Annotated in this window: 30 protein-coding genes; 1 reads left to right on the top strand and 29 read right to left on the bottom strand. The window is 59.9% G+C overall.

What is annotated here, in order from left to right; genetic code table 11:
• Positions 1-11: 11 nt before the first annotated feature.
• Complete coding sequence (locus B3H64_RS11345) at positions 12-266, bottom strand: hypothetical protein (RefSeq protein ID WP_286735216.1); 255 nt, start codon at positions 264-266, stop codon at positions 12-14.
• Entirely contained in the window at positions 266-745 is a 480-nt protein-coding gene (locus B3H64_RS11340; RefSeq protein ID WP_286735214.1) for a hypothetical protein, read from the bottom strand. Before B3H64_RS11340 ends, B3H64_RS11345 begins: the two co-directional genes overlap by 1 nt.
• 125 nt (positions 746-870) lie before the next feature.
• On the opposite strand from B3H64_RS11340, the gene B3H64_RS11335 reads away from it, so the two are divergent.
• A complete protein-coding gene (locus tag B3H64_RS11335) occupies positions 871-1,332 on the top strand; it encodes a hypothetical protein (RefSeq protein ID WP_286735213.1) in 462 nt (153 codons plus the stop codon).
• A gap of 33 nt (positions 1,333-1,365) precedes the next feature.
• Here the strand turns inward: B3H64_RS11335 and B3H64_RS11330 are convergent, their stop codons facing one another.
• The 27 genes from B3H64_RS11330 to B3H64_RS11200 form a co-directional block, all read right to left on the bottom strand.
• The gene (locus tag B3H64_RS11330; RefSeq protein WP_286735211.1) at positions 1,366-1,944 is read right to left on the bottom strand and encodes a hypothetical protein; all 579 of its coding nucleotides are present in this window, start codon (positions 1,942-1,944) and stop codon (positions 1,366-1,368) included.
• A gap of 14 nt (positions 1,945-1,958) precedes the next feature.
• Positions 1,959-2,291 (bottom strand): hypothetical protein, encoded by a 333-nt coding sequence (locus B3H64_RS11325; protein ID WP_286735208.1) that lies wholly within the window; start codon positions 2,289-2,291, stop codon positions 1,959-1,961.
• Positions 2,291-2,683, bottom strand: coding sequence for a hypothetical protein (locus B3H64_RS11320; protein WP_286735205.1), 393 nt, complete (start codon positions 2,681-2,683; stop codon positions 2,291-2,293). Before B3H64_RS11320 ends, B3H64_RS11325 begins: the two co-directional genes overlap by 1 nt.
• A 59-nt stretch (positions 2,684-2,742) precedes the next feature.
• The gene (locus tag B3H64_RS11315) at positions 2,743-3,069 is read right to left on the bottom strand and encodes a DUF2190 family protein (protein ID WP_286735203.1); all 327 of its coding nucleotides are present in this window, start codon (positions 3,067-3,069) and stop codon (positions 2,743-2,745) included.
• A gap of 15 nt (positions 3,070-3,084) precedes the next feature.
• On the bottom strand, positions 3,085-4,680 hold the full coding sequence (locus tag B3H64_RS11310) for a hypothetical protein (protein WP_286735202.1): 1,596 nt from the start codon (positions 4,678-4,680) through the stop codon (positions 3,085-3,087).
• Positions 4,681-4,685: 5 nt separating this feature from the next.
• Complete coding sequence (locus B3H64_RS11305) at positions 4,686-5,315, bottom strand: HK97 family phage prohead protease (RefSeq protein ID WP_349676182.1); 630 nt, start codon at positions 5,313-5,315, stop codon at positions 4,686-4,688.
• Positions 5,263-6,756, bottom strand: coding sequence for a phage portal protein (locus B3H64_RS11300; RefSeq protein WP_286735199.1), 1,494 nt, complete (start codon positions 6,754-6,756; stop codon positions 5,263-5,265). Before B3H64_RS11300 ends, B3H64_RS11305 begins: the two co-directional genes overlap by 53 nt.
• A 212-nt stretch (positions 6,757-6,968) precedes the next feature.
• A complete protein-coding gene (locus tag B3H64_RS11295; protein WP_286735198.1) occupies positions 6,969-7,253 on the bottom strand; it encodes a hypothetical protein in 285 nt (94 codons plus the stop codon).
• Positions 7,254-7,258: 5 nt separating this feature from the next.
• Positions 7,259-7,483: a peptidylprolyl isomerase gene (locus tag B3H64_RS11290; RefSeq protein WP_286735196.1), complete on the bottom strand. Its 225-nt coding sequence runs from the start codon at positions 7,481-7,483 to the stop codon at positions 7,259-7,261.
• Positions 7,484-7,497: 14 nt separating this feature from the next.
• Positions 7,498-9,342, bottom strand: coding sequence for a terminase gpA endonuclease subunit (locus tag B3H64_RS11285; protein WP_286735194.1), 1,845 nt, complete (start codon positions 9,340-9,342; stop codon positions 7,498-7,500).
• The gene (locus B3H64_RS11280) at positions 9,339-9,932 is read right to left on the bottom strand and encodes a hypothetical protein (RefSeq protein WP_286735191.1); all 594 of its coding nucleotides are present in this window, start codon (positions 9,930-9,932) and stop codon (positions 9,339-9,341) included. The genes B3H64_RS11285 and B3H64_RS11280 overlap by 4 nt, the downstream gene beginning before the upstream one ends.
• A 537-nt stretch (positions 9,933-10,469) precedes the next feature.
• Positions 10,470-10,742: a hypothetical protein gene (locus B3H64_RS11275; RefSeq protein WP_286735188.1), complete on the bottom strand. Its 273-nt coding sequence runs from the start codon at positions 10,740-10,742 to the stop codon at positions 10,470-10,472.
• A 260-nt stretch (positions 10,743-11,002) separates the two neighbouring features.
• On the bottom strand, positions 11,003-11,476 hold the full coding sequence (locus B3H64_RS11270) for a DUF1064 domain-containing protein (RefSeq protein WP_286735186.1): 474 nt from the start codon (positions 11,474-11,476) through the stop codon (positions 11,003-11,005).
• Positions 11,477-11,881 (bottom strand): hypothetical protein, encoded by a 405-nt coding sequence (locus B3H64_RS11265; RefSeq protein ID WP_286735183.1) that lies wholly within the window; start codon positions 11,879-11,881, stop codon positions 11,477-11,479.
• Between the two features lie 212 nt (positions 11,882-12,093).
• Positions 12,094-12,837 (bottom strand): DUF5131 family protein, encoded by a 744-nt coding sequence (locus B3H64_RS11260; protein ID WP_286735181.1) that lies wholly within the window; start codon positions 12,835-12,837, stop codon positions 12,094-12,096.
• Positions 12,818-13,078 (bottom strand): hypothetical protein, encoded by a 261-nt coding sequence (locus tag B3H64_RS11255; RefSeq protein WP_286735180.1) that lies wholly within the window; start codon positions 13,076-13,078, stop codon positions 12,818-12,820. Before B3H64_RS11255 ends, B3H64_RS11260 begins: the two co-directional genes overlap by 20 nt.
• Positions 13,079-13,160: 82 nt before the next feature.
• Positions 13,161-13,916, bottom strand: a complete 756-nt coding sequence (locus B3H64_RS11250) for a hypothetical protein (protein WP_286735178.1) — start codon at positions 13,914-13,916, stop codon at positions 13,161-13,163.
• A 46-nt stretch (positions 13,917-13,962) separates the two neighbouring features.
• Complete coding sequence (locus B3H64_RS11245; RefSeq protein WP_286735177.1) at positions 13,963-14,340, bottom strand: hypothetical protein; 378 nt, start codon at positions 14,338-14,340, stop codon at positions 13,963-13,965.
• Complete coding sequence (locus B3H64_RS11240) at positions 14,331-14,558, bottom strand: hypothetical protein (protein ID WP_286735176.1); 228 nt, start codon at positions 14,556-14,558, stop codon at positions 14,331-14,333. The genes B3H64_RS11245 and B3H64_RS11240 overlap by 10 nt, the downstream gene beginning before the upstream one ends.
• Before the next feature lies 1 nt (position 14,559).
• Positions 14,560-15,396, bottom strand: coding sequence for a DNA glycosylase (locus B3H64_RS11235; protein ID WP_286735175.1), 837 nt, complete (start codon positions 15,394-15,396; stop codon positions 14,560-14,562).
• Entirely contained in the window at positions 15,393-15,848 is a 456-nt protein-coding gene (locus B3H64_RS11230; protein WP_286735173.1) for an XF1762 family protein, read from the bottom strand. Before B3H64_RS11230 ends, B3H64_RS11235 begins: the two co-directional genes overlap by 4 nt.
• Positions 15,848-17,881: a DNA cytosine methyltransferase gene (locus B3H64_RS11225; RefSeq protein WP_286735172.1), complete on the bottom strand. Its 2,034-nt coding sequence runs from the start codon at positions 17,879-17,881 to the stop codon at positions 15,848-15,850. The genes B3H64_RS11230 and B3H64_RS11225 overlap by 1 nt, the downstream gene beginning before the upstream one ends.
• Positions 17,878-18,180, bottom strand: a complete 303-nt coding sequence (locus tag B3H64_RS11220) for a DUF4406 domain-containing protein (protein ID WP_286735170.1) — start codon at positions 18,178-18,180, stop codon at positions 17,878-17,880. The genes B3H64_RS11225 and B3H64_RS11220 overlap by 4 nt, the downstream gene beginning before the upstream one ends.
• 129 nt (positions 18,181-18,309) lie before the next feature.
• On the bottom strand, positions 18,310-18,555 hold the full coding sequence (locus B3H64_RS11215) for a hypothetical protein (protein ID WP_286735168.1): 246 nt from the start codon (positions 18,553-18,555) through the stop codon (positions 18,310-18,312).
• Positions 18,556-18,559: 4 nt separating this feature from the next.
• A complete protein-coding gene (locus tag B3H64_RS11210; RefSeq protein ID WP_286735166.1) occupies positions 18,560-19,522 on the bottom strand; it encodes a DNA-methyltransferase in 963 nt (320 codons plus the stop codon).
• A gap of 255 nt (positions 19,523-19,777) precedes the next feature.
• Positions 19,778-19,990, bottom strand: a complete 213-nt coding sequence (locus B3H64_RS11205) for a hypothetical protein (protein ID WP_286735162.1) — start codon at positions 19,988-19,990, stop codon at positions 19,778-19,780.
• An 87-nt stretch (positions 19,991-20,077) separates the two neighbouring features.
• Positions 20,078-20,659, bottom strand: coding sequence for a hypothetical protein (locus tag B3H64_RS11200; protein WP_286735159.1), 582 nt, complete (start codon positions 20,657-20,659; stop codon positions 20,078-20,080).
• Positions 20,660-20,667 lie beyond the last annotated feature (8 nt).

Genomic DNA, 20,667 nt, shown 5'->3' with positions numbered 1-20,667 from the left:
TATACCTCCTGTTAAAGTTTGGCCTGTACCAGGCGATACAGGCGGTAAATGTGACCATAGCCGCCGCGCAGTTTCTTCATTGCGTCCGGCAGCTGGTCCAGCGGGATCACCAGGCCGCCCATGGGCGGGTTTTTGGTGATGGCTTCCGCCAGGGGTGCGGGGATCCCGTTGCTGTAAAACGTGTTTTGGTTGGCCACTCCGGGGACGGTGGGGCCAACATAGACCACCGTGCCGGCGGTCTGTTCGCTCTTTTTGGCCTTTGCCATTATGTTTCTGGCACCTCCTTGAAGATCGCCGGCGCCTCAAAATTCAGCGACACGGCGGCGAAATAGTACGGGTGTGTTTCCTCCTCCTGGGTGGCCCATTCGATTGGATATTGCAGCACATACTTTCCACCAACGACGCCATTTGCACCGTAGTGGGTCATAATGCTGTTGACGATGTGGAGGGCGTCCCGGTAGCCTTGCCGGTTCGGATCCGGGTCGCATACGCAGGCCACCAAAATGACGTTGACCGTCTGCTGTTCGTCCTGCTCCGGCAAGGTGCCCTTTTGCAACCGGACGATCACATATGGTTCCGGCAGGTTGTCCGGTTCGGTTTCTTCGTCGTCGCCCTCGCGGCACGGAAGATCCTGCGGGAAAACCCGGATCTCCCGCTCGGCGCCCATGGAGTTGGCCAGCCTGTCGTGGGCAAATAGCTTTTTCAGGTCGTCCACAACGGCGTCCAGCAGGTTTTCTTGTGTCACATGATTGCGCCCCCTTGCAAAGTCGTGTTTTGCAACTTATAATCGCTTATGTGGTAATAATCAGAAATCCGTGGTAATAGTCAGCAAACAGGGCCGCTCCACGGCCACAGAAAGGAGTTATCCCCATGAAAAAATCACTTGTTTTTCTCATTGTGCTGGCGTTCATTCTCTGCCTTTCGTCCTGCGGTTCTTCCTCCGATACTTCCGCCGAAAGCGAACCCGGATCCGTTGAAACCTCTGAAAATGACGGTGGCCTGAAATACGGCGAATTGCTGGAGTTGAGCGACAACCGGGAAACAAACGGGGTCGTGGTGGTTAAGGCAAAGATCAAACCCAGTTCCACCAACGATCTGACTGTCGCGCAGAATTATCACAACGTCGTGGGCCTGATCGCAAACCAGGGCTTTACAGGCTGCGAACTGCAATACTGGGCCGTGGCGGATATGTCCGACGGTTCGGAGGGTAAAGTGATTAGCTTTACCGTTCCCGCTGACATTGTGGAAAAGGTGTCCAGCGGCGACGTAGTGGCCACGCAACTGCCCGATATGGTTGTGGATCTCTGGATCCTGCCCAGCCTTGCAAACTGAACAGCCATCGGCGGCCTCCGGGCCGTCGTTTTTTTATGTCGTTGCGGTGATCTTTCGGATCTGCTTTTCCATTTCCGTCTGCATGATCTGAAACGCCAGCGTTTCGGCCTGTTTCCGTACCTCCTCGTTTCCCAGCATATGGGGAACAGCCGGGGACAGGAGTTTTTTTACAGGCAGGCGGTTCTCGCCTTTCCGCTGAACAATGGCAACGTGGCCGCTGGCAAATCGAGTGACAAAGGCTTTCAGATCGCCCTTTTTCAACTCTTTTTCGCGGCCCTCGTTCAAAACCTGGGCCGCCGCCGCGCCTGTTTTGGTATTCGGCTGGGTCAGAAACGCCATAATGTCCTGCATGGGACCTTTTGACGTGATCACAGCGGAAACGGCAGCGCCTTTTTGGGTGGAAACCCTCGGCGCTCCCTTGGCCTGGTCTTTCAGTCCGCTTTCGTCTACCAGGGCGTAGCGTTTTTTGGCGTCCTTGACAAGCTGGGTCTTGACTTTCTGCGCGGTGGTCTTTACTACCTTTTGGAGAACGTCAGGCGCCCCCAACTTGTCCTTGAACCTGTCCAGCTGGCGGACGATCTTTTCCACTTCGGCGTCGGTGTCGATCTCCAAAAACGTTAGTTCGCTCATGTGCGCGTCGCTCCCAACTCAATGGCCAGCACGCCGGCCTCCTCGGTGCAGTCCGTTACCTTGTACTGCCGCCCGTCCAGGGTTAGCATGGCACCAATGGCCGGGCGGGGTCCAAACTCCACCCGCGCCACATAGATCAGGCGCCTTGACTTGTAAAGCCCGTCCAAATGGGTCCCCAGCCTGGATTTATCCCGCTCCAGGATCTCGTTTTCATCCACCGCCACGGTCATTTTTTGGCCGTTAACGGTGTGAATGTCCGCAAACTCCTGGACGTTCAGAAACGTGCCGATGTCCGCCGCGATCTGGTCCTTAAAGCTGGGGGCGCCCATTACTGGGCACCCCCGTCAGGGGCCGGCACCTCAACGGGTGCCGCCGCCAGCCGCTCAATGATCAGTGCCTTGGTGGCGCCCCTGGGGATCTCCACGCCCATGTCCTTGGCCAGCTCTTCCAGATTGGCCTTAGTCAAGGTTTCCAGGCTCTCGCGGGTCATGTGGCCGTCCACAACGTCTATGGTGCCCTCTGCGCCCTCCTGGGCCTCCGTGGTGTCCTCTGTGTTCTCCTGGGCCTCCTGGGCGGGTTCCTTGGTCTCTCCGGTCCACTCCGCGCTTTCGGCTTCCAGCCACGCCTCCACCATTGTGCTGTCACCAGCGGGGAGGGTGTCGCCCGGCTCATACATACGGCCCTGATACAGGACCGCCCGCTTTGCGGTCAATGCTTTCATGTGCGGTTCCTCCATTCAGATATTTTTCAGGACAGAAACTTTTTCATGGCGTCCTCCGATCAGCCCAGCAGCTTGACAAGCACGGTGGCGTCGTTGGCGTCCGCCGCTGCGGCGGCATAGCCCGCCGGGACGTTGCTGGCGCTTGTGGTGGTGATCGCGCCGGCGCCGGCGTCGTAGTAGACGGCGGCGCCCATGGTGATGGGCACAGACGCGGCCTTGGGCATTTCAAAGACACCCACCACATGGAGGTGGCCCAGTTCGCCCGCCTGGATGTCGGAACCAGCCACGCCGATCCGGGTGCCCAGGCTCACAACTTCGCCGTTCTCGACGGCCTTTTCGGGGGTGTAGTCCAGGGTTTCACCCCGCTGCCAATAGGTAGCTTTCATTTTTCTTTACCTCCCTTATTCGATGGTCACGCCGGGGTTTTTCGCAATACCACGGAAGTCCACGGCGGTAATGCCCCAATCCAGCCAAATGTCCCAAACATAGCCCAGCTGGCCGGGGACCTCGCTGCGGCGAATGGTGGGGGTTTCCTGGCCGTTCAGGTAATCAACCTGGATGGACTTGGCGTAGCTGGGATCGCCCACCATGAACCAGGGCACCGCATTGTCGCCGGCCAGGACGTTCAGGGTGCCCTCCTCAATGACCTGTAGCTGGTTGCGGTAGTTATACAGGGGGTTCATGGTCTTGCTGCCAATGCCGGAAACCTCGATCTGCTGGGTTTCCAACAGCTGGGACAGCAGGAAACCATAGCCCACGGGCACGATGATGTAACGGGGCTGGATGGTGATGGCCTCGCCAAACGGATCAGTCTGGCGCAGCAGTTTCAGCATGATGGCCTGCATGGTATCAATGGAGGGCTTGGCGCCTGCGGTGATCAGGTTGTTGTGTGCAGCGTTGAACAGGGGCACACCGTCGAAAACGGCGGGGTTCTGCACCAGGATGGAATACACCTGCTTGTTGATCGTGCGCTTGGCGCTGGCCGCATACAGGCCGGGGACCTCGGTAATGAAACCAATGTCGTCATTGATAAACGCCTGGCGGCTCATGGAGAACTGGCGGCCATAGGTGTCAACCTTGCGCTGGGGCAGCAGTTCGGTCTTGGGGGTGTCGTGCTTCAGTTCGCCGTTTTCACCCACGCGCAGGAACTCGCCGGCGCCGCCCGCCAGATAGGAATGATCCTTGGTGGGCTTGAAGTCGGCCACGCTGCCCTTGCTGGTCCACAGCTGGAACGTGGTGGGCACGGTCTGGTATCTGTTCTCAATGGTCTTGCGGATCGTGTTGTCCAGGATCGCGGGAAACGCGGAAGTGGGGTTGAAGAACTGGCGGCAGGCCGTGGACCACAGATCGTCCTTGCCCATCCGCAGCAGTTCGGTGGTGCTGCCCTGGCCGTCGCGGGCCATGCACTCAATGGCCAGATCCCGCAGGCTCATGCCCCGGAACTGCTCCACGCCCTGGGCGGGGTTCTCCACGTTCACGCCGGTACGCATAAGCAAGGCGTCAGTGGCAGCGGCCCGGAAATTGTCGCCGGGGTCGTCATTCATGCGGCTGGACAGGGGGCGCCCGTGCTTCATCAGGTGTTCCAGGGCAGCGGTCCGCACGGTGTCCATGGTGGCGCCGCTGCGGATATACTGATCCGGTTCCATGCCGGTCTGGCGGCACAGGGCCACAATGTCGCTGATCCGCTGGCGCTCTGCGGTCACGGCCTGGCCGGCGTCAGGGGCAACGGGGGCGGCAGGGGCAGCGGTAGGGGCGCCGGCACCACGCTGGCCGTCAGCAGGGGCAGGATCTCCGCCCTGGGCGGGATCGTCCGCGCTGCGCTGGCCGCTGGCAGGAGCGCCGCCGGCAGGCTCTCCGCCCTGGCCGTCGTCCGCTTCGTCGATCTGGCGCTGCAGCTTGTCAAATTCGGCCTGCTCCTCCGCCGTCAGGTCACGGCCAGCGGCGCGGGCGCCGTTGACGATCTCCTGCTGGCGGGCGATCATTTCCTGAATGGTCATTTTTCTTACCTCCAATATCTGTTTTTGTTGATCTGGATCTGTCGCTCATAAAGGGAAAGGGTGGTGCCGCCGGCGTTCTGTTCGCCGTCAGCCCTCCCAACGCCCACGGTGGCGTCTGCCGGTACGGACACAATGGAAACCTCCATGGGTGTCCATTTCCGGGCGATCTGACACGGGCCGGTGAAACGTCCGTCTGCGGAGGTCTTGCCCGGTGCCACTTCCTCCCAGCTGTCCACCGCATAGCGGACAGACGTGGTTTTCAGGGTTCCGGCCTTGACCTTTCCGAAAATCTTTTCGGCGTCGTCGTCGGTGTCGAACTCAATTTCTGCCATGCCCCGGCGGTTCTCCACCCAGGCCCGCAGAACTCGGCCCAGCACCTTGTCCGTGTTGTGGTTGAACAGGACCACGCCCACCTCATTCAGGCGGGAAAGGTCCATGGCTCCGTCCGAATGGTCCAGGATCTCCATACCGAACCAACGCTGGTATGGTTCCTCGCTGGAAAAGCTGATCGTCCGCCGCCGGCTGTTCTGATCCTCCGCTGCGCGGAAAACGATCTGCCCCTGGCTCCGGGTGCCCTGGTTTTTATCCCTGGCCCGGTTCGGATCCGGTGTTTTGCTGGGCTGCTGTCGTACCATTTCCAAATATCACACCTCCCATCTCAACGCCCTTTTCGCGGGCATATTTCAGGACCTCCGCCGTTTCGTCCACGGCGTCTTTCCAGTCCTTGCCCTGCTCCGCACAAATATCCTGGTAGGTTTTTTGACCGGATTGCAGGGCGGTTTTGTTGGCGGTGCTTTCCTTGGAGGGGTCGATCCACTTTTTGGGGGCCTTTACCCATGTATGATCCAGGTAGTCCGCCTTTTTATCCCAAAAACCGGGCATATTGAACAGCCCGGAGAGATAACCGGAGATCACAAAGTTTTCGTAAACCTCGCTCATAAAGTCCGTGAGCATTTCCACGTCCTCGGCGTAGGTGCTTTCGTCCTCGATGGCGTTTTGACGGGCGGAGGAGTAGGTGGCGCCCGCCATGTCGCGGCTGACAGCCTCATAACTCAACCCCTGGCCGGCGCCAATCAATGCCTGCTGCGTTTTGACCATGGCCGTGGCGTCAGAGGCGGCCCCCTTGGGATCCACCACCTGGATTTCGTCGCCGGCGCCCAGGCTTTGGATCATGCCCGGCGTCAGCTTCTTGCCCTCATAGTCCACGGTGCCGTTTTCCGTTCTGACGCCGCCGCGCCCGAACCCGCCCGCCGGGACTGCCTTTTTGATGAATACGGCCAGGCAGGCCGCGATCCGCTCCTTGACGGACACAGCGGTTATAAACTCGTTTGTGTCCCTGATCCGCGTGATCGTGTGGGTCATGTCGGAGATTTCACGCAACTGGCTGGGCCGCCGCTTTGATTTGTAAAAATAAACGTCCTTGGCCTCGATATACACCGGCTGCGTCAGTTGCCAGCCCTCAATGTCATATTGTCGGAACCAGTAGCCCACCGGGCGCCTGTACTGGTTGTACTCGATACCTCCCACAACGCGGTTTCCCCGCTGGTGCGGTGTGGTCTGGCTGGTGTCCAGTTCGTCCACTTCCATGATCTGCAGTTTGAACGGGACCACGCCGCCCTCGGTGTAGCGGTAGACGAACAGCAGGCCGCCGTCCACCTTTTTGCGGTCCACGGCCATGCGTAGGATCTGGTTAAAAGATTGTTCCCCGGTCACGTCGCAGTTGCGGGCCTTGCACCAGCGTTTCCACGCTTTTTCGATCTCTTTGTTCAGGGTTTCGTCCCCGGTCTTTGCCCGCAGGGTGTAACCCTTGCCCACCACGTTGCGCTCAAAGGCGTGGAGGACCGCCTGGGCAATATCGCTATTGCGCTCCAGGTCGCGGGCGCGGGCGCGGATCACGTCACGGGTCATTCTGTCCGTGTTCTCCGCGCTGTCGTTGTGGACCCTCCAGCCGGAGTTCAGGCGCCCATAACTGGCGGCGTCGTAGCCTCTGGCCACCTCCAATGCCTGGCGCCACATTTCGCGCTCATAGGCTTTTTGGGGAGAAACCACGCCTATGATCTTGTCAATGGCTCCCATGGCGTCACTTCCTTTCTGGATTTGTTGCCCCGTTTGCGCCTCATGTGGTAGTATTTAGGCGGGAAAGGGGGTGATTTTATCAAACAGTACATTGTGGATGTCAGCGGCCTGCCCGCTGACGAAAGGGTTTCCGTGCTTGAACGGCTTGACGGTTACGCTTTTCTTACCAGCGAACATTACGAAAAAGGCCGTGGTCTGGTAGCTATTACGGTTTATTGGGACAGTTCGGAGGATTTTACAAATTCCCCGCTGTTCCCGCATGGCTGCCCCTGCCGGGAGGCTTGACCGTCAAAAATTTGCACAAGAACTCTTGAAAATGCCGGGTCGTAGTCGATAATGACCCGGCATTTTTTCTTTTCGTCCAGGACTTCCGGCAATAATGCGATTTTTTGTAAAACTCCAGGTTCGTTTTCCCAAATTCCCCTTGACGTGGATAATGTGTCGTAACCGTAATGCCCGGCTACTTGGCTGGCCAGCGACGTGTTTTTGTCGTCCATTCCGGTTACCTCCCGTCAAAGAACGCCACATAGGTGCGATCCAGCAGGGGGGAGGCTTGGCCGACGGTGATCTGCGCCTCCAGTTCTGCCCGCATGGCCTGGAGCGTGGACAGGTCCGCGCGGGTCAGGCTCCGGCTGCCGATCTTGTAGGACTGGCCGCCGGAAAGCACCGCCGTGATCGCGGCGTTGATCTGCTCCAGCATTTCCGCCGGGTTGTTGGTGTTGCTCATGTTCATGGCCTCCGTTAAATCCAGTTATCGTTATCTTTGATCCAGTTTTCCTCCTGGGGGCGGGCGTCCGGTTTCGGCTCCGCCCGCTTTTTGACCTCCTGGGCGTTCTCCTCCACTCGGTTCTGCAGGTAGAGGTTGCGGACGCCCAGCACGTCGGCAGCCGCCGCCGCGTACACTTCGCAGTCCAGGTAATGGTTGTCCGCGTGGGAGGTTTTCAGGACCCACCGCTGGACCTCCTTGCCCCCGCTCCGCTCGGTGATCTTGTGTTCTGCGGTGACCTGTTCGGCGTAATCGAGATCGCAGCCTTGATATACCATCCAGGCGCCGGTCCCGTTTTCTTTCCTCATGCGGGCGGCGATCTGGTCCTTGTACTTGCCGCCGTCCACCAGTACCAGGGTCATGCCATTGGCCCGGCTCCCGGCCTTGTTCACGGTGGAAAGGCGGTAATGGGACAGCATGGTGGTGGTGCCTTTGCAGGGCAGCGCCCAGTCAGAGTTCAGGGCGCAGAACTCGTAAACGTCCTCCGTCTGATCGCCGCTGTCCATCAGGGCCAGGTTGACCATGACCTTTTCGCCGTTCGGCATGGTCAACTCGGTATTCATAATCCGTTCAACCTCACCCATGGAAAGGGCCTGCCCGTGGGAAATATTTTGGCTGGTCATATAATCGCCCCAGGCCCGGATCGTCCAGTACAGGCAATTCTCCTGTACGTCGATCCCGCCGGTCACCAGCTTGGTCCATGGCGGCAGCGTCCATTCCGGTGTTTTCGTCTGGCGCTCCATCACCATTTCGGCGTTGGTTTTCAGCTTGGTGTCCTCCCAGGGTTCGGCCAGCCAGCTATTGGCGAAATTGTGCAGCAGTTCCGGGTCGTTTTTGGATCGCATGAACTCCCGCGCAATATCAGAAAAGCGGGTAAAGGGGGAATATAGGGTGTTCATCCAAAAGGCCACGCTTTTGGGGTGCTGGGTTTTTTGCCGCACAGGTTTCCAACGCCCGGCGGCCAGCATTTTCCCCTTGTCCTGGTCGGTAATCACGCACCCACATTCCTGGCAGACGTAGGTTGCCATTTCCGCTCGGTCCGCGCTCTCTGGTACATCCTCTTTGGATGGCCACTTGATTTGTGCAAACTTCAATTCGATAAATGCCCCACAATGGGGGCAGGGGACGAAATAATGCTTTTCAACGTCCGCCGCCTCTTTGGCTTTCCAGATATGGCCCGTTTTCAGGGTCGGCGTGGAGGCCATGAAGATCTTTCGGTTGAAAAACGTCTTTGTGCGCTCCTTGGCCAGGGAAACGGGGTCCGCCTCTTTCTTGGAGGCTCCGGGGAACTTGTCCACTTCGTCCATGAAAAGATAGCGTATATTTGTGCTGGCCAGGTCTGCCGGGCTGTTGGCGCCCGTCAGCCATACCGTCATATCCGCAAACTTTAGGGCCAGTTTCTTGCTGTCGTTGATCCGGTATTTTGCGGCCAGGACCTTGCAGCTTTTGATCATCGGGTCCAGTTTGCTTTCCACCGTGCGCTCCGCCAGATCGTCGGAGGGGTAGACGCACATGGCCGGCGCCGGGTCCTGGGCTATCGCGCTTGCCAGCATATTCTCCATGGCAGAGGTGCCGCCCACCTGGGTGGGCTTCACAAAAATAATTTCCTCTACCATTTCGTCAGAAAAGGCGTCCATGATCTCCACCAGGTACGGGGTCACGCTATTGCGCCACGGGCCTGGTATGGAATTGCTGTCCGGCAGGACGCGGTTGGCCTCTGCCCATTTCGACACGGGGACCCGCTCGACGGGGCGTAATACTTGCACAGCCTTGTGGATCCACGGCGGCACGGCATAAGGCTTTTGGCGGTATTTTTTCATGGCTCCCCGTCCTCCGCTTGCTCTGCCACGGCTCCGTCCGAAAATGCGGCCAGCAGGGCCTCCAATTCCTTACGCATGGTTTTTTCCATGGCCCGGACCGTCACCGCGTCGGCATAGCTGGACATGGTGCCGGCCATGCGGGGCGGGATATTCATGGCAAACTTTTTGAACGTGGCCAGGAACTCCGCCAGTTCCTCGGTGGCCTGGTCTGCCGAAATATATTTGCCCTCTGCAATCGCTGTTTTCAGGCGGTGGAGTTGGCCCTGGCTCTCTTTCAGGTCCACCTCCGCCTGCAGTTTTTTCAGGTTCAGTTCCGCCGCCCGGCTGTTTTCCCCGGTTTCCTGGGCTTTCTGCTCAACATGGGCAATATACCGCTGAACCGTTTCGCAGGTCCGATACTTCCGGGCGCCGCCGCCGGGCGGCACCTCGGTTTCCAGGACACCCTCCTGGGTCAACTGCTGGATCCGCCGGACAGTTTTTCCCAGCAGTTTGGAGATCGCCGTGGTGCTGGACCACTCCGGGACCGCCCCGGACATGACCACCGGCTTTTCAGCCTTTCCCGTGGTCGTCTTTTTAGCCTTTCCCGCCACCAGCAGCACCTCCTTTTCCGCCGCCGGCTGGCCGTCTTGATCGGTGCCGCCGGTTTCGCTTTTCCTGGCTTTGGGTGATTTCGCGTTTTGCCCCTCGCTTTCCTCCAGGCTTATACCCCCCTTTAGGGGGTATAAAGCCGGGCCTGTTTTTGAAAATCCGTAACGTAACAGCCCGGAAATTTTCCTCCCTCATGGACAAAGATTCCGGGCTTTCCTTGCCCCGCGTGGCTGCGGACCCCCGGAAGGACCCAAACAGGGGGGTGGGGCTGTGTTACGGGGTGCCCCTGGCCACACTCGGCAAATGTGACCAGGGGCTTGAAGGGAGGGGCCGGTCCGCTGCGGTAGTCAGCCACGGCGGGCGTGGTGAAAGGAGGAAAGCCCACGCGGTACGCTCCACCGGCCCATGGTGTGGAAAGCAAGGGGCCGCCAGGTCTTTTCACCTGGCGGCCCTCATATTGTCGGGTGGGTTACGTCCCCCCCGTTGCTTTCCATGGTATCAATATAGCACACCAAACCGTCCGATAGCGTCCGAACTTTTCACGCCTTGCCCTCACTATGCCCCAGCACGGCCCCGTCCTCACCGGCGGCAATATAATCCCCCACCACCTTTCTGGCCCGCTTATAGGCCAGTATGGCGTCCAGGGCGGCGTTGTAGTAGTCGATGATCCGTGACCGGCTCATGTGAACCTCCTGCGCGATCCGCTCCCATTTCTTGCAGTCGATATGCCGCATTTCCACCACGGTGCGCTCCATGGAATTGGGTGGCAGTAGGTCGATCAAGTCCATAATGCGCAAGACGGCCTTGCCCATTTCCTGGCGTTGCTCCTCGATCCGGTCCTCTACCTCCGACACGCGGAATACAACGGAAATTGGTCCATCCGTGCCAGCGCGTCGGGAGGTCGGCATGGTCCGAAAGGTCGAACCCGGCGCCGGGGCATTAAGTTCAGCGGATAGGACGCGGTGGCGCTCCTCCAAAATCCGCTTTTTCTTTCTGGCAAAGTGGTATTGCTGCAGGTATTCTTTTACGTCCTCCCGCCTGATCTCGGTTTCCGTTGTCTGTCCGCTCATGGTCACACCTCGATTATTTCAATCCGCAAACGGTCCTTCATCATTTTTTGCTTTAGCAGGTATTCCTTGGTCCTTGTGGCCCGGCTTTTCACGTCCTCCACCACCAGGCCCCCGTCCTGCTCCCGGTATGTAAAATCCGCCCTGTACCGGATGGCCCGCACCCGGCGGCCCTCTGTGTCGGTGTATGCCTCCTGGAGCGTGAAATCCACCTGCAGGCGCAGGTCCTGGATTAACCCGGCCTTCTCCCGCTCAATCAGGTAGTCATACCGGCGGGCCTCTTTCCGGCTGTCGAAGTGGAGGACTGCCCCGGACGGCGTGACCCGCTCCGTGGTGGTGTTGTGGTATTTTGGCCCTTTCGGCTGATCATGCGCAGGTGCGGCGGATGGCATAAGCCCCCGCCGCGCTTGCTGGTCCATGTACTTTTTCATTGCCTGTGCCTGGTATTTTGGCGGCAGGTCAGTCACGCTTATGGCCATTCATCTACCCTCCCGATCCGGGACCTCCACGTACTGCCACGACATAGGCGGGCGGTTCATGCCGAACTCCGCCAGGGGGCTGGGCTTGTCGTATTTCTCCGGGTCTTTTACCACCCATCCGCACACGCTCCGGCCAGGTCCGCCGGCATAGTCCACCAGATCTGCCAGCGGCAAACATGCCCGTTGGTGTATGCCCGCCAGCAGGTTGGTCTTGATGTACCCTTGGCAAGAAAATTGCCCTTGCACCGCGCCCGTCCCGCTGACGTAGACCAGGACCAGCAGCGGCCACGGCTCCGGTTCTCCCGCTCCGCTCACCGGGGCGGTCTTTCTGATCTCCAGGTCCTTTTCCCCGGTCAGGATTTTCTCCCACCATTCCGGTTTCATGCTCATAAGTACGGCTTTCATTGGCTGCGCCCCTCTCCGGTCTCGGTTTCAATGCCCGGCGCATAGTCGCTGCACGTCAAATTCTCCACCGCCGTCCTGCGGATCAGCGGGACGGTCTTTTTCAACTCGTTAACAGCGTAGGCCAGACGCCACCGGCAGCATATGAACAGTTCGAGCGGGTAAAATCTGCACCCCACGCATGGCCCAGGCGCGTTCCTCTTGTCCTCCACGGCTCACACCTCCCACGGAAAGGCGGAGGCGGGGAGGTCCGCGAAATACTCCCGCAGGTTGCCCTTGTAAAACACGGGGATCTCATTCTCCGCGCAAAAGGCGGCAATCTGGTCCACCCACTCCCGGCGCGGCACCACCTTGTCCCTGCGATTCCCGGTCTCTGCCCCTAGGATCACCCACGACGGCAAACCCTCCACCGCCGCCATGTCCACCGGCCCCAGTAGCGGCTCCATGGACCAAAACGTGTTGATGTTCGCCCACGGCCTGGGGTACATGGCCGCTGCGTCCATGCTGGCCACCGTAGACCCGTACCAGAAATTTTCCCCGTGGGGGAGGAGGGCCAGGTTGTCCAACTCCAGGTATCGAGCGGGGTTTTTCGTCAGAAACAGGTAACGGTGCTGCGGTGCCCGGCGGCAGGCGTCCAGGACCTCCACGATCCAGGCCGTTGGCACCCAGCGGCCAAACAGGTCCGCCATGCTGCACACAAACACGGTCTGCCCCTCCGCTTTCCTCGCTGGCTGATCCAGTCGGTAGCGGTGCAGGGTAGGCTCGAACCCATACGGGTACGGCGTCCCCTTGATTTTCTTCTCCAGGACGTGGAGGCCGTACCGGTGTGGCTCCAGGTCGGTCATGCCCGCGTCAAAACGGTGGGCCGTTCTCCTGGCATAGCAGTACGGGCACCCGTGGCGGCACCCCGTCAGCGGGTTCCACGACGCGGTGGCCCAGTCAATTTTCGTGATGTTCATATTCTTTTTCCTCCTTTGCGCGGGCCACGCCCTCGCTGATACCAAAGTTGACGCAAATTTCAACCTGCTGCCGGATTGCCTCCTCCGGTGTCCCCGCCGCCGCCATGTTCCAGGCGGTGGCGGCGATCACGTTTTTAAGGGCCAGCACGGCCTCTTTTGCGTCTGCGATGTGAAACTCCACGGACATGCCGTCCCTGTCTCTCCTCACAACAATGACGTTTTTATCCGTTTTCGGGTTCATCGTTCGGTCTCCTTTCTGTTCTCCGTGTGGTTCGTCTCTAAACTTTACACATTTACAAGGCCATAAAAAGCTGAACCTAAATTCAGCCCGATCCCTTCCGTTTCCGCCCGTTCCTTTTATCCGGCTCCGGCTGGCGCACATACTTATAATAAAGGTAGCCGTATTTGGTGGCCTTGCTCTCCACCAATATGTAACCCTTTGGCGGGCGGGGCGGTTTATTCTCCGTGTAGTTGCGCTTTACCGGCGTGTTTGGCTCCCGCTCCGGCTTGTCCATGTTTTGGGTGGCTTTCCAGCGGTGGCCGCCCTGCTCCGGCGTCCAGTGGTCAAACAGGTAATTGGCCAGGCCCGTGTAATCCTGGCCGTGGTCGATACCATTATAATAATTGTGTTCTTTCAGGTGTTCGATCCGCACGATCTCACCCATACCCCACAGCTTTGTGATCTGCGCCTCCTGGATCCCGTCCGACACCATATGAAAATGGATCCGGTGGGTGCTTTTTCCCCGGCCCATGTAAATGACGATCTTTGCGTCCGGGAAATGGTATTTCAGGCGGCGGTAATAGTTATCCCGCAGGCGGCGGGCCTCCTTGAACGTGTGGACCTCATATTCATTATCTAATGTAAGGGTGCTGTATAGGGATGAGGGGGAGAAAGCCGCGTTGAACATTCGGGCGTGTTTCCTGCGTGAAATGCCGATCCGGTGCTGCGCCCGTTCCTCCTCGGTCTTAAACCTGGGCCTTGGCTCCGCTTTTTTGATCTCCCGCACCCGGTCCGGGACGTTGAACACAATTTGTTCACACACGGCCCCGGAAAAAAGCCGCGTTTTAACTCTCTGCATACTTTTCCCCGCCCCTTTCCGCCGTGTAGGTTTCACCGGCGGCGCATTACTGGCCGCCAGCGTCCCCCTTCCACTCGTTCACAATACAGTCCCGACAATTACAGTCGTGGCAGTAGTGGCATATATCCATGCCGTCCTTGCAGGCCGCCCGGACCATGGCGGGCAGATCCGGGACGTTGATCTGGCGGTTAGGGTGGAGAAGTTCCAGCACCCTGGCCAGGTATTCGGCGGCCTGCCAATCCCCGAAAACCTCCGCCGGGCCGTCCTGTTCCATTGTTTCGGGGTTCAGCGGCCAAATGGCCACACTTCCGCCCTTGCTATCCGGTTTCCATACCGCAGGCGTTACGCTCACAACGTCGCCGTTTGGCGCCGTTCTCATGCTGCCCAGTTGGGTGGCGCCCACACTTATGACGATCATTCCCATGTCTTTGCCTCCTCTTTCGCCTCCGCCAGCCCAGCGCCAGCTATTGCGTGTATGCACCCCTCAACCTCGATCTCCGGTACACCCCGCTTTAACATCGCGGTGGCACACGCCGCCGTAAGTGCTACCAGCATATTCAAGATTTCGCCACCATTGGCGTTAACAACAGTTTTGATGGCCCCGCCCTCTTGAATTTCTGCGTAAACGCTGCCTTTCTTCATGTCATTTCCTCCGTTCGTAGTAGAAAATCATTTGCTGCACCAGGCCGGCAAATCCGGCATAGCGTTCCATTGGGAAACCGTCCGGGAACTCCCGATCCAGCACCCGGCGGATCCATGTGTCCACCGGGAACGCCTCCAGGTGCCCCATGCCGTAAAGCAGAATACAGTTGGCCACCTTTTCGCCAATTCCGGGGATCGCTTCCAGGATTGCCTTGCCCCTGGTGTAGTCCATGGCGGACACCAGTGGCACGTCCAGCCCGCCGCCGGTGATGGCTCTGGCCATAGCTGCCATATACTTGTCCCGATAACCCAGGCCCAGGCCCGCAAGTTCCGCCGCGTCGGTCAGGGCCTCTGGTGGCGGGAATGTGTAATACTCCTCACCGTCCACAGTGGTGATCTTCTTTCCGAACCGGCGGCACAGCGCGGACACGCTGGCCCGGATCCTGGGAATGTTGTTGTTTTGGCTGATCATAAAACTGGCCATTGTTTCCCATGCGGGTTGATGTAGGACCACCATGCCGTCGGCCTCCGCCGCCGCTCTGGACAGGTAGGCGTCCGGGCCGTCCCGCTCCGCCCAGGTGTTGATCGTCTGCCAATACTCCGGGTACGGGTCGCCCAGGCCGAAATAATACCGCCAAAACGCTGCACGGTTTTCCCGGCACCTGACTGCCAGCTTGTCCGGCGCCGTCATATAGGCCACGCACACCTGATCCCCCGCTGGGATCAGGTAGTTGCACGGGCCGCGCCGCTCCCAACGGAAAACCTGGCCGCTTTCCGCGATCTGGTCCAGGTCGAAATTGGACACGGGCCACTCAAACGTGGTTGTTTTACCGTTCATGGCCTTTCCTCCTCCGTTGTCCGTTCAAATCTGATTTTCATTTGTGCTGGGTACAGGTCCACCTCCGGGCGGCGTTTCCCTGTCCACCGTAGCCCGCCAGCTTGCCCCACGCATTTCCATCCGGAGGCCCGCAGGCTTGCGCCGTTTTCACTCTCCAGTATGTAGGTCACCAGGCGTTTATAGCCCATGGCCCTGGCCGCCCGCCACGCCGCTGCATATAGCATTGAACAAGCGTTGCGGGTCCCGTCAGTGCAAAGGCGGTTTACTTCCAACGTCCACCCGTCGTCAAGGTGCCGGGAAACCGGGCGCCCCACAATTGCCACACCCACAATTTCCTCACCGTTTGAACAGCCTATGGAGAACTTATGCCCCACCACGGGTCCATGGTGCCGGTGGTGCTGTTCAACGTAGGCGTTGGCCCCTTTCAGGGTCATTGGTACAACTTCCAGCATTAGACCGCCACCGCCTTTTCCAGTTCCTCCATGGTTCTGATCTCCTGGCTGCACCACTCCGGCAGGTTTGCCCGCACCAGGGCGGTGGCGAACGGCGGCGGGACCGCATTTCCGCACCTGGCCACCTGTTTGGTTTTTGGGTACACCGTCCCGGTATAGTCCCGCTCGATCTTGTAGTCCACCGGGAACCCGTTGGCCATATACAATTCCCTGGGTGTCAGCATACGCAGGCCAATATCCGCCATAAAATACCAGGCCCTGCCGATCAGGAACAGGATCACCTCGTTGTCCGCCAGATGGTAGCCGCAGAACTCATTCAGGGCCGCCCGGATTTTCGGCCAGTTGCGGAGATCGGCGCCCGGTACGGCCTCGGTGACCGTGGTGGTGATCACGCCATGGTGGCCGCCGCCGGCGGTGATGGTCTGCACCGGCTCCGTGGCTGGTCCACCCAGGTTTGTGCCTTTTAGTTTGACCATGTGGGCGGTCTGCAGGGCGTTGTGGTCCACGGCTGTCACGGTTGGGAGAGGGTCGGAGACTTCCGCGCCCACCCCGCCGCCGTAAAACTTGGATATGTTGGCCAGCACGACGCCCTCCCGGTCCTTGGCCGTGACGGTGTGGAGGGGGTCCTGGATGGCCTGCCCGTGCTGGTCGCTCCCGTAATACTTTGCCATGGTGGCCGCCGCCACACCGTAGCGGTTGGAGGCGTCAATGGTCATAATCGGGTCCGTGACGGCCTGGCCCCTGACCCGCTCGGTCTGCTCGGTGTGATACTGGATCATGGCCGGGCACACCACGCACTCCTCCGCTTTGGACACCTGGGTGTGGGTCGGGTCCTCCACGCTCCGGCAGCGGTCCCCGCCACCCGTCTGGCCAATGGCGGCCAACGTTGGGGTGATCAGCATTTGGTGTCCGCCCGCGCCGCTCCCGGTGATGGTGTTGATCGGGGCGGTGATGGCCGTGCCCACGGCGTTCTCATTGTTGTGCATGGTCAGCGGGGCCAGGACCGCCTCGGTCAGCGCCTGGTTGCCCGCACTGGTGACGGTATGGACCGGATCGGACGCTGGGGCACCCGCGCTCCCGGTGGTGTTGGTCAGCGTGGCCGGGGCCATAACTGGGGAGGCCACCCCATAGCCGTGTTTGGCGGTGATGGTCTGGAGCGGTTCCCCCAGCCCCTGCCCCCGGAACTCCCCGGCGTGGTTCACGATCACCAGGAACGGGTTGGCGGTCTTGATCACGAACTTGTCCACCCCACGGGCCACCCGGCGCATGGTGTTGGGGCGGAGTGGCCGCTGGGCGTTCAGGCCGTACTTTTCCCGGACCTGCTCCCGCGTGTCAAATATGGACGGGCAGGGCAGGGTCCAGTCGATGATCTCCGCCGCGCTCCTCCACGGCTTTTTCGTGCCCGCCTTGACTTCCACGCTGTCCGCCGGGGCGTGTGTCGGTTCTGGCCACACGATTGGCCGCCTGTCACACCTGGCGATCAGGAAAAACCGCTTGCGGGTGGTGGGCGCTCCGTAGTCCGCCGCCACCAGTTCCCGCCACTCCACGGTATACCCCAGCGCCCGCAACTGGCCCAACCACTGGTGGAAAGTTCGCCCGGCCAGCTTTTTCACCGGCTTGCCCTTGCGGACCGGCCCCCAGGTCTGGAACTCCTCCACGTTCTCCAGGATGATCACGCGGGGGTGGACCCTCCCGGCCCAGCGCAGGACAATCCAGGCCAGGCCCCGGATTTTCTTTTCCACGGGCTTGCCGCCCTTGGCCTTGCTGAAATGTTTGCAGTCCGGTGAGAACCAGGCCAGGCCCACCGGGCGGCCCCCGCACACCTCCACGGGGTCCACGTCCCACACGCTGGCCTGATAATGCTGGGTGTGGGGGTGGTTGGTGCGGTGCATAAGGATGGCGTCCGGGTCGTGGTTGATCGCCACGTCCACCACCCTTCCCGTGGCCAGTTCAATGCCCGTGGAGGCCCCGCCGCCGCCGGCGAAGTTGTCCACAATCATTTCATCCAAAAGGTTTATCTGTGCATGGCTCACCTGCGGACACCTCCCGCCACCTCGACATACAGGGCACACTCTTTCCCGGTGCGCTGGCACCACGCCCATTCCACCCTTGCGCCCTCGCTGTCCAGGTAGTCCGGTAGGAACACGGCCAGGTCCGCCGCCTCCAACATGGCCATGCTGATCCGCATATAGTCCCCATCGGTCAATCCCGCCGGCAGGGTGGCCGGGTTCAGGACCACGTGGCCCATGTCCTCCAGCGCCCTGGCCGCCGCCCTGAACTTTGCTCTATATCCTCTGTCGCCGGTGATCTTCCCGGCTATGTAAATCTTCACAGGTTGCACTCCCTTTCCGGCTTGCAATCCATCCGATCCGTTGTTATAATGTTGACAGTCGGACGGTTTCTGCCGTTCCCATTGCCACCTGCGCCGTGTTGTCAGCACCGGGCGCGGGTGGTTATCTTTTTACGCAAACACTTCTTGCGCAAGTTCCCAGGCGTCGCTCATGTGGCCCTGCTCCACGATCTCGAAAGCCTCCTGGTCGTCGTCCCTCGGCTTGACCGCTCTGCACACAGCGGAGGCCAACCCCTCCAGCTTTGCGCCCATATCGCGGCGAAGGCTACTTTCCCGCTTTTCGTACATGTCCCGCGCCTCCTTCCAGGCCATGAACTCCCGGAACTCCTCGACGCTCATATTTACAGTTACGTCCACAATGTCACCCCATTTCAAAAAGTGTTATCTGCTCCGCCTCTGGTTGGGTGCTTGCGATCCGTTCCTTGGCCATGGCCCAATACTCCGGGTTGATCTCTGCCCCCACGAAATTGCGGCCCAGCCGCTTGGCCACCACTCCGGTGGTCCCGCTCCCGGTGAAAGGGTCCAGGACCGTCCCGCCTGCGGGACACCCGGCCAAAATACACGGTTCCACCAGCTTTTCAGGGTACACGGCGAAGTGTGCGCCCCGAAACGCGCTTGTGCTGATCGTCCACACGCTGCGCTTATTCCGTCTATTTGTTGGTATGTATGGTTTTCCGCTTTTTGTCCTGCTCTCCTCGCTGGTGGCGTCTCCGTACTTTTTTCCGCCGAACCGCGTTTCCTTTCCGATCCTGTCTATATTCTCCAAAAGCCGCAAGGTCGTTTTTCCCTCCACCGGCTCACTGATCGCCTTGGTGTCGAAGTAGTAACGCTCCGATTTTGACAGCAGGAAAATATACTCGTGGCTCTTGGTGCAACGGTCTCGGACGCTCTCCGGCATACAGTTGGATTTGCTCCAGATAATATCCTGGCGCAAATACCATCCGTCAGCACGGAGGGCAAAGGCCAGCAGCCACGGCACCCCGATCAGGTCCTTGTACTTGTACCCGCTCGGTGGGCGTTTCTCCGTGTGCCCGGTGGAATTGCGGGTGTTTGTCGGCGGTTGTGGGCCTGACCTGGTGGCGTAACTGTCCCCAATATTGACCCATAGTGTCCCGTCCTGGCGCAGGACCCGCCGGACCTCCCGGAATACCCGTACAAGTCTTCCTATGTATTCCTCCGGGGTTGCCTCCATGCCGATCTGGCCGGGTGCACCGTAGTCCCGCAGATTGTAGTATGGCGGGGAGGTCACGCAGGTGTTGACGCTCTCCGGCTCCAGCGTCTGCAGTTGGGCCACGGCGTCACCCAGCAGAATAATCTCAGACATTCCGCGCCACCTCCCGCAACGGGCACCACCTGGGGCTTGTCTTGGTCTGCGGCACATTCCCGCCCGGTGCGGTGTAGCCGATAAAGCCCGCCATGCGCGGACTGCGCGGGCACACCTTGTTAAATGTGGCTACGGCGTCCGGGTGCTTGCAATGGCAATCACCACGCGGCCCTCCCAGCGCTGTGCCTGACGTTCTTATGGCCCGTCCTATTACCTCCATATGCTGGCAGGCCCTGCAGATTGGTGTCTCCTTTTTCACAGCTTTACCTCCCGTTTTAACCACCAGCGGACGCGCCCCTGCCTGATCTCCTGGTGCGGGCAGTCCTTGCCGGCGCAGTTCTGGAATGGGCAGGCGTCGCAAAACTCCCGATGGAAAGCGTCGTCCCATGGGCCGCCCATGGTGGGCAAGCCCTCCAGCATGGTGGCCAGCGCGTCCAGGCTGGCGGTGATCCTCTGATACTCTGTCATGGTTGGTTCTCCTTTGGCACCGTTGATTTGCCCATGTCCGGGCGGCGGCGCCTCTTTTTATACCACCCGGCAAGCGGTCCGCCCGTGTTAAACCTCCTCTTTGTGGAGGTCCACGCCCTCCAGGGCGTTCCACACGGCCCGCTCCCATTCCTTGGCCCAGCTTGACGTGGCCTTTCGGATGGTGCAAATGGCCACGGCCTCGCCGTCCCCGGTCCATAGCAGGCGGTTGTTGTCCACAACGTCCGCCCCGCCATGCTCCGCCATGTCCCGCTCGATCATGTTCAACAGCCCCAGGGGGCAGCCCCAGCACGGACCGCCGCCGGCAGTCTGGAAAATCTGATACCCCTGCATGATCACCGGCACCATGGTCACGTCGTCGCTACGCTCTCCGGTACACCAGCCGTCTAAATCAGTCCTTGCGATCTCCTCCATGACCTGCTGGGGATCCTCGCCTTTGAGTACAGAAACCGGGGCGCCCAGTTCCGGGATCATGCCCATGTGTTCCACGATAACGGCCAGCACTTTGCGGGGCAGTATGGCGCGGTTGCACTTGATAAACCATGCGTCGGTGTAAATGGCCATGGTGTCGCCCAGGTTGTTTACGGTGTAGCCTCCAGCCTTGTATGCTTTCTTTATGGCTCGCACAAGGCCGTTTTCATTGATCAGCATTTGTTCGG

The organism is Intestinimonas sp. UBA1698 (assembly GCF_002320075.1).
Taxonomy (GTDB): Bacteria; Bacillota; Clostridia; order Oscillospirales; family Oscillospiraceae; genus Intestinimonas; species Intestinimonas massiliensis.
This window is presented reverse-complemented; position numbering and strand designations above follow the sequence as displayed.

Excerpts from the sequence above, each read along its gene's own strand:
- B3H64_RS11345 (WP_286735216.1), bottom strand. The coding sequence starts at position 266 with ATGGCAAAGGCCAAAAAGAGCGAACAGACCGCCGGCACGGTGGTCTAT.
- B3H64_RS11335 (WP_286735213.1), top strand. The coding sequence starts at position 871 with ATGAAAAAATCACTTGTTTTTCTCATTGTGCTGGCGTTCATTCTCTGC.
- B3H64_RS11325 (WP_286735208.1), bottom strand. The coding sequence starts at position 2,291 with ATGGGCGCCCCCAGCTTTAAGGACCAGATCGCGGCGGACATCGGCACG.
- B3H64_RS11320 (WP_286735205.1), bottom strand. The coding sequence starts at position 2,683 with ATGAAAGCATTGACCGCAAAGCGGGCGGTCCTGTATCAGGGCCGTATG.
- B3H64_RS11315 (WP_286735203.1), bottom strand. The coding sequence starts at position 3,069 with ATGAAAGCTACCTATTGGCAGCGGGGTGAAACCCTGGACTACACCCCC.
- B3H64_RS11310 (WP_286735202.1), bottom strand. The coding sequence starts at position 4,680 with ATGACCATTCAGGAAATGATCGCCCGCCAGCAGGAGATCGTCAACGGC.
- B3H64_RS11305 (WP_349676182.1), bottom strand. The coding sequence starts at position 5,315 with ATGGTACGACAGCAGCCCAGCAAAACACCGGATCCGAACCGGGCCAGG.
- B3H64_RS11300 (WP_286735199.1), bottom strand. The coding sequence starts at position 6,756 with ATGGGAGCCATTGACAAGATCATAGGCGTGGTTTCTCCCCAAAAAGCC.
- B3H64_RS11295 (WP_286735198.1), bottom strand. The coding sequence starts at position 7,253 with ATGGACGACAAAAACACGTCGCTGGCCAGCCAAGTAGCCGGGCATTAC.
- B3H64_RS11290 (WP_286735196.1), bottom strand. The coding sequence starts at position 7,483 with ATGAGCAACACCAACAACCCGGCGGAAATGCTGGAGCAGATCAACGCC.
- B3H64_RS11285 (WP_286735194.1), bottom strand. The coding sequence starts at position 9,342 with ATGAAAAAATACCGCCAAAAGCCTTATGCCGTGCCGCCGTGGATCCAC.
- B3H64_RS11275 (WP_286735188.1), bottom strand. The coding sequence starts at position 10,742 with ATGGGCAAGGCCGTCTTGCGCATTATGGACTTGATCGACCTACTGCCA.
- B3H64_RS11270 (WP_286735186.1), bottom strand. The coding sequence starts at position 11,476 with ATGGCCATAAGCGTGACTGACCTGCCGCCAAAATACCAGGCACAGGCA.
- B3H64_RS11265 (WP_286735183.1), bottom strand. The coding sequence starts at position 11,881 with ATGAAAGCCGTACTTATGAGCATGAAACCGGAATGGTGGGAGAAAATC.
- B3H64_RS11260 (WP_286735181.1), bottom strand. The coding sequence starts at position 12,837 with ATGAACATCACGAAAATTGACTGGGCCACCGCGTCGTGGAACCCGCTG.
- B3H64_RS11255 (WP_286735180.1), bottom strand. The coding sequence starts at position 13,078 with ATGAACCCGAAAACGGATAAAAACGTCATTGTTGTGAGGAGAGACAGG.
- B3H64_RS11250 (WP_286735178.1), bottom strand. The coding sequence starts at position 13,916 with ATGCAGAGAGTTAAAACGCGGCTTTTTTCCGGGGCCGTGTGTGAACAA.
- B3H64_RS11245 (WP_286735177.1), bottom strand. The coding sequence starts at position 14,340 with ATGGGAATGATCGTCATAAGTGTGGGCGCCACCCAACTGGGCAGCATG.
- B3H64_RS11240 (WP_286735176.1), bottom strand. The coding sequence starts at position 14,558 with ATGAAGAAAGGCAGCGTTTACGCAGAAATTCAAGAGGGCGGGGCCATC.
- B3H64_RS11235 (WP_286735175.1), bottom strand. The coding sequence starts at position 15,396 with ATGAACGGTAAAACAACCACGTTTGAGTGGCCCGTGTCCAATTTCGAC.
- B3H64_RS11230 (WP_286735173.1), bottom strand. The coding sequence starts at position 15,848 with ATGCTGGAAGTTGTACCAATGACCCTGAAAGGGGCCAACGCCTACGTT.
- B3H64_RS11210 (WP_286735166.1), bottom strand. The coding sequence starts at position 19,522 with ATGTCTGAGATTATTCTGCTGGGTGACGCCGTGGCCCAACTGCAGACG.
- B3H64_RS11205 (WP_286735162.1), bottom strand. The coding sequence starts at position 19,990 with ATGACAGAGTATCAGAGGATCACCGCCAGCCTGGACGCGCTGGCCACC.
- B3H64_RS11200 (WP_286735159.1), bottom strand. The coding sequence starts at position 20,659 with ATGCTGATCAATGAAAACGGCCTTGTGCGAGCCATAAAGAAAGCATAC.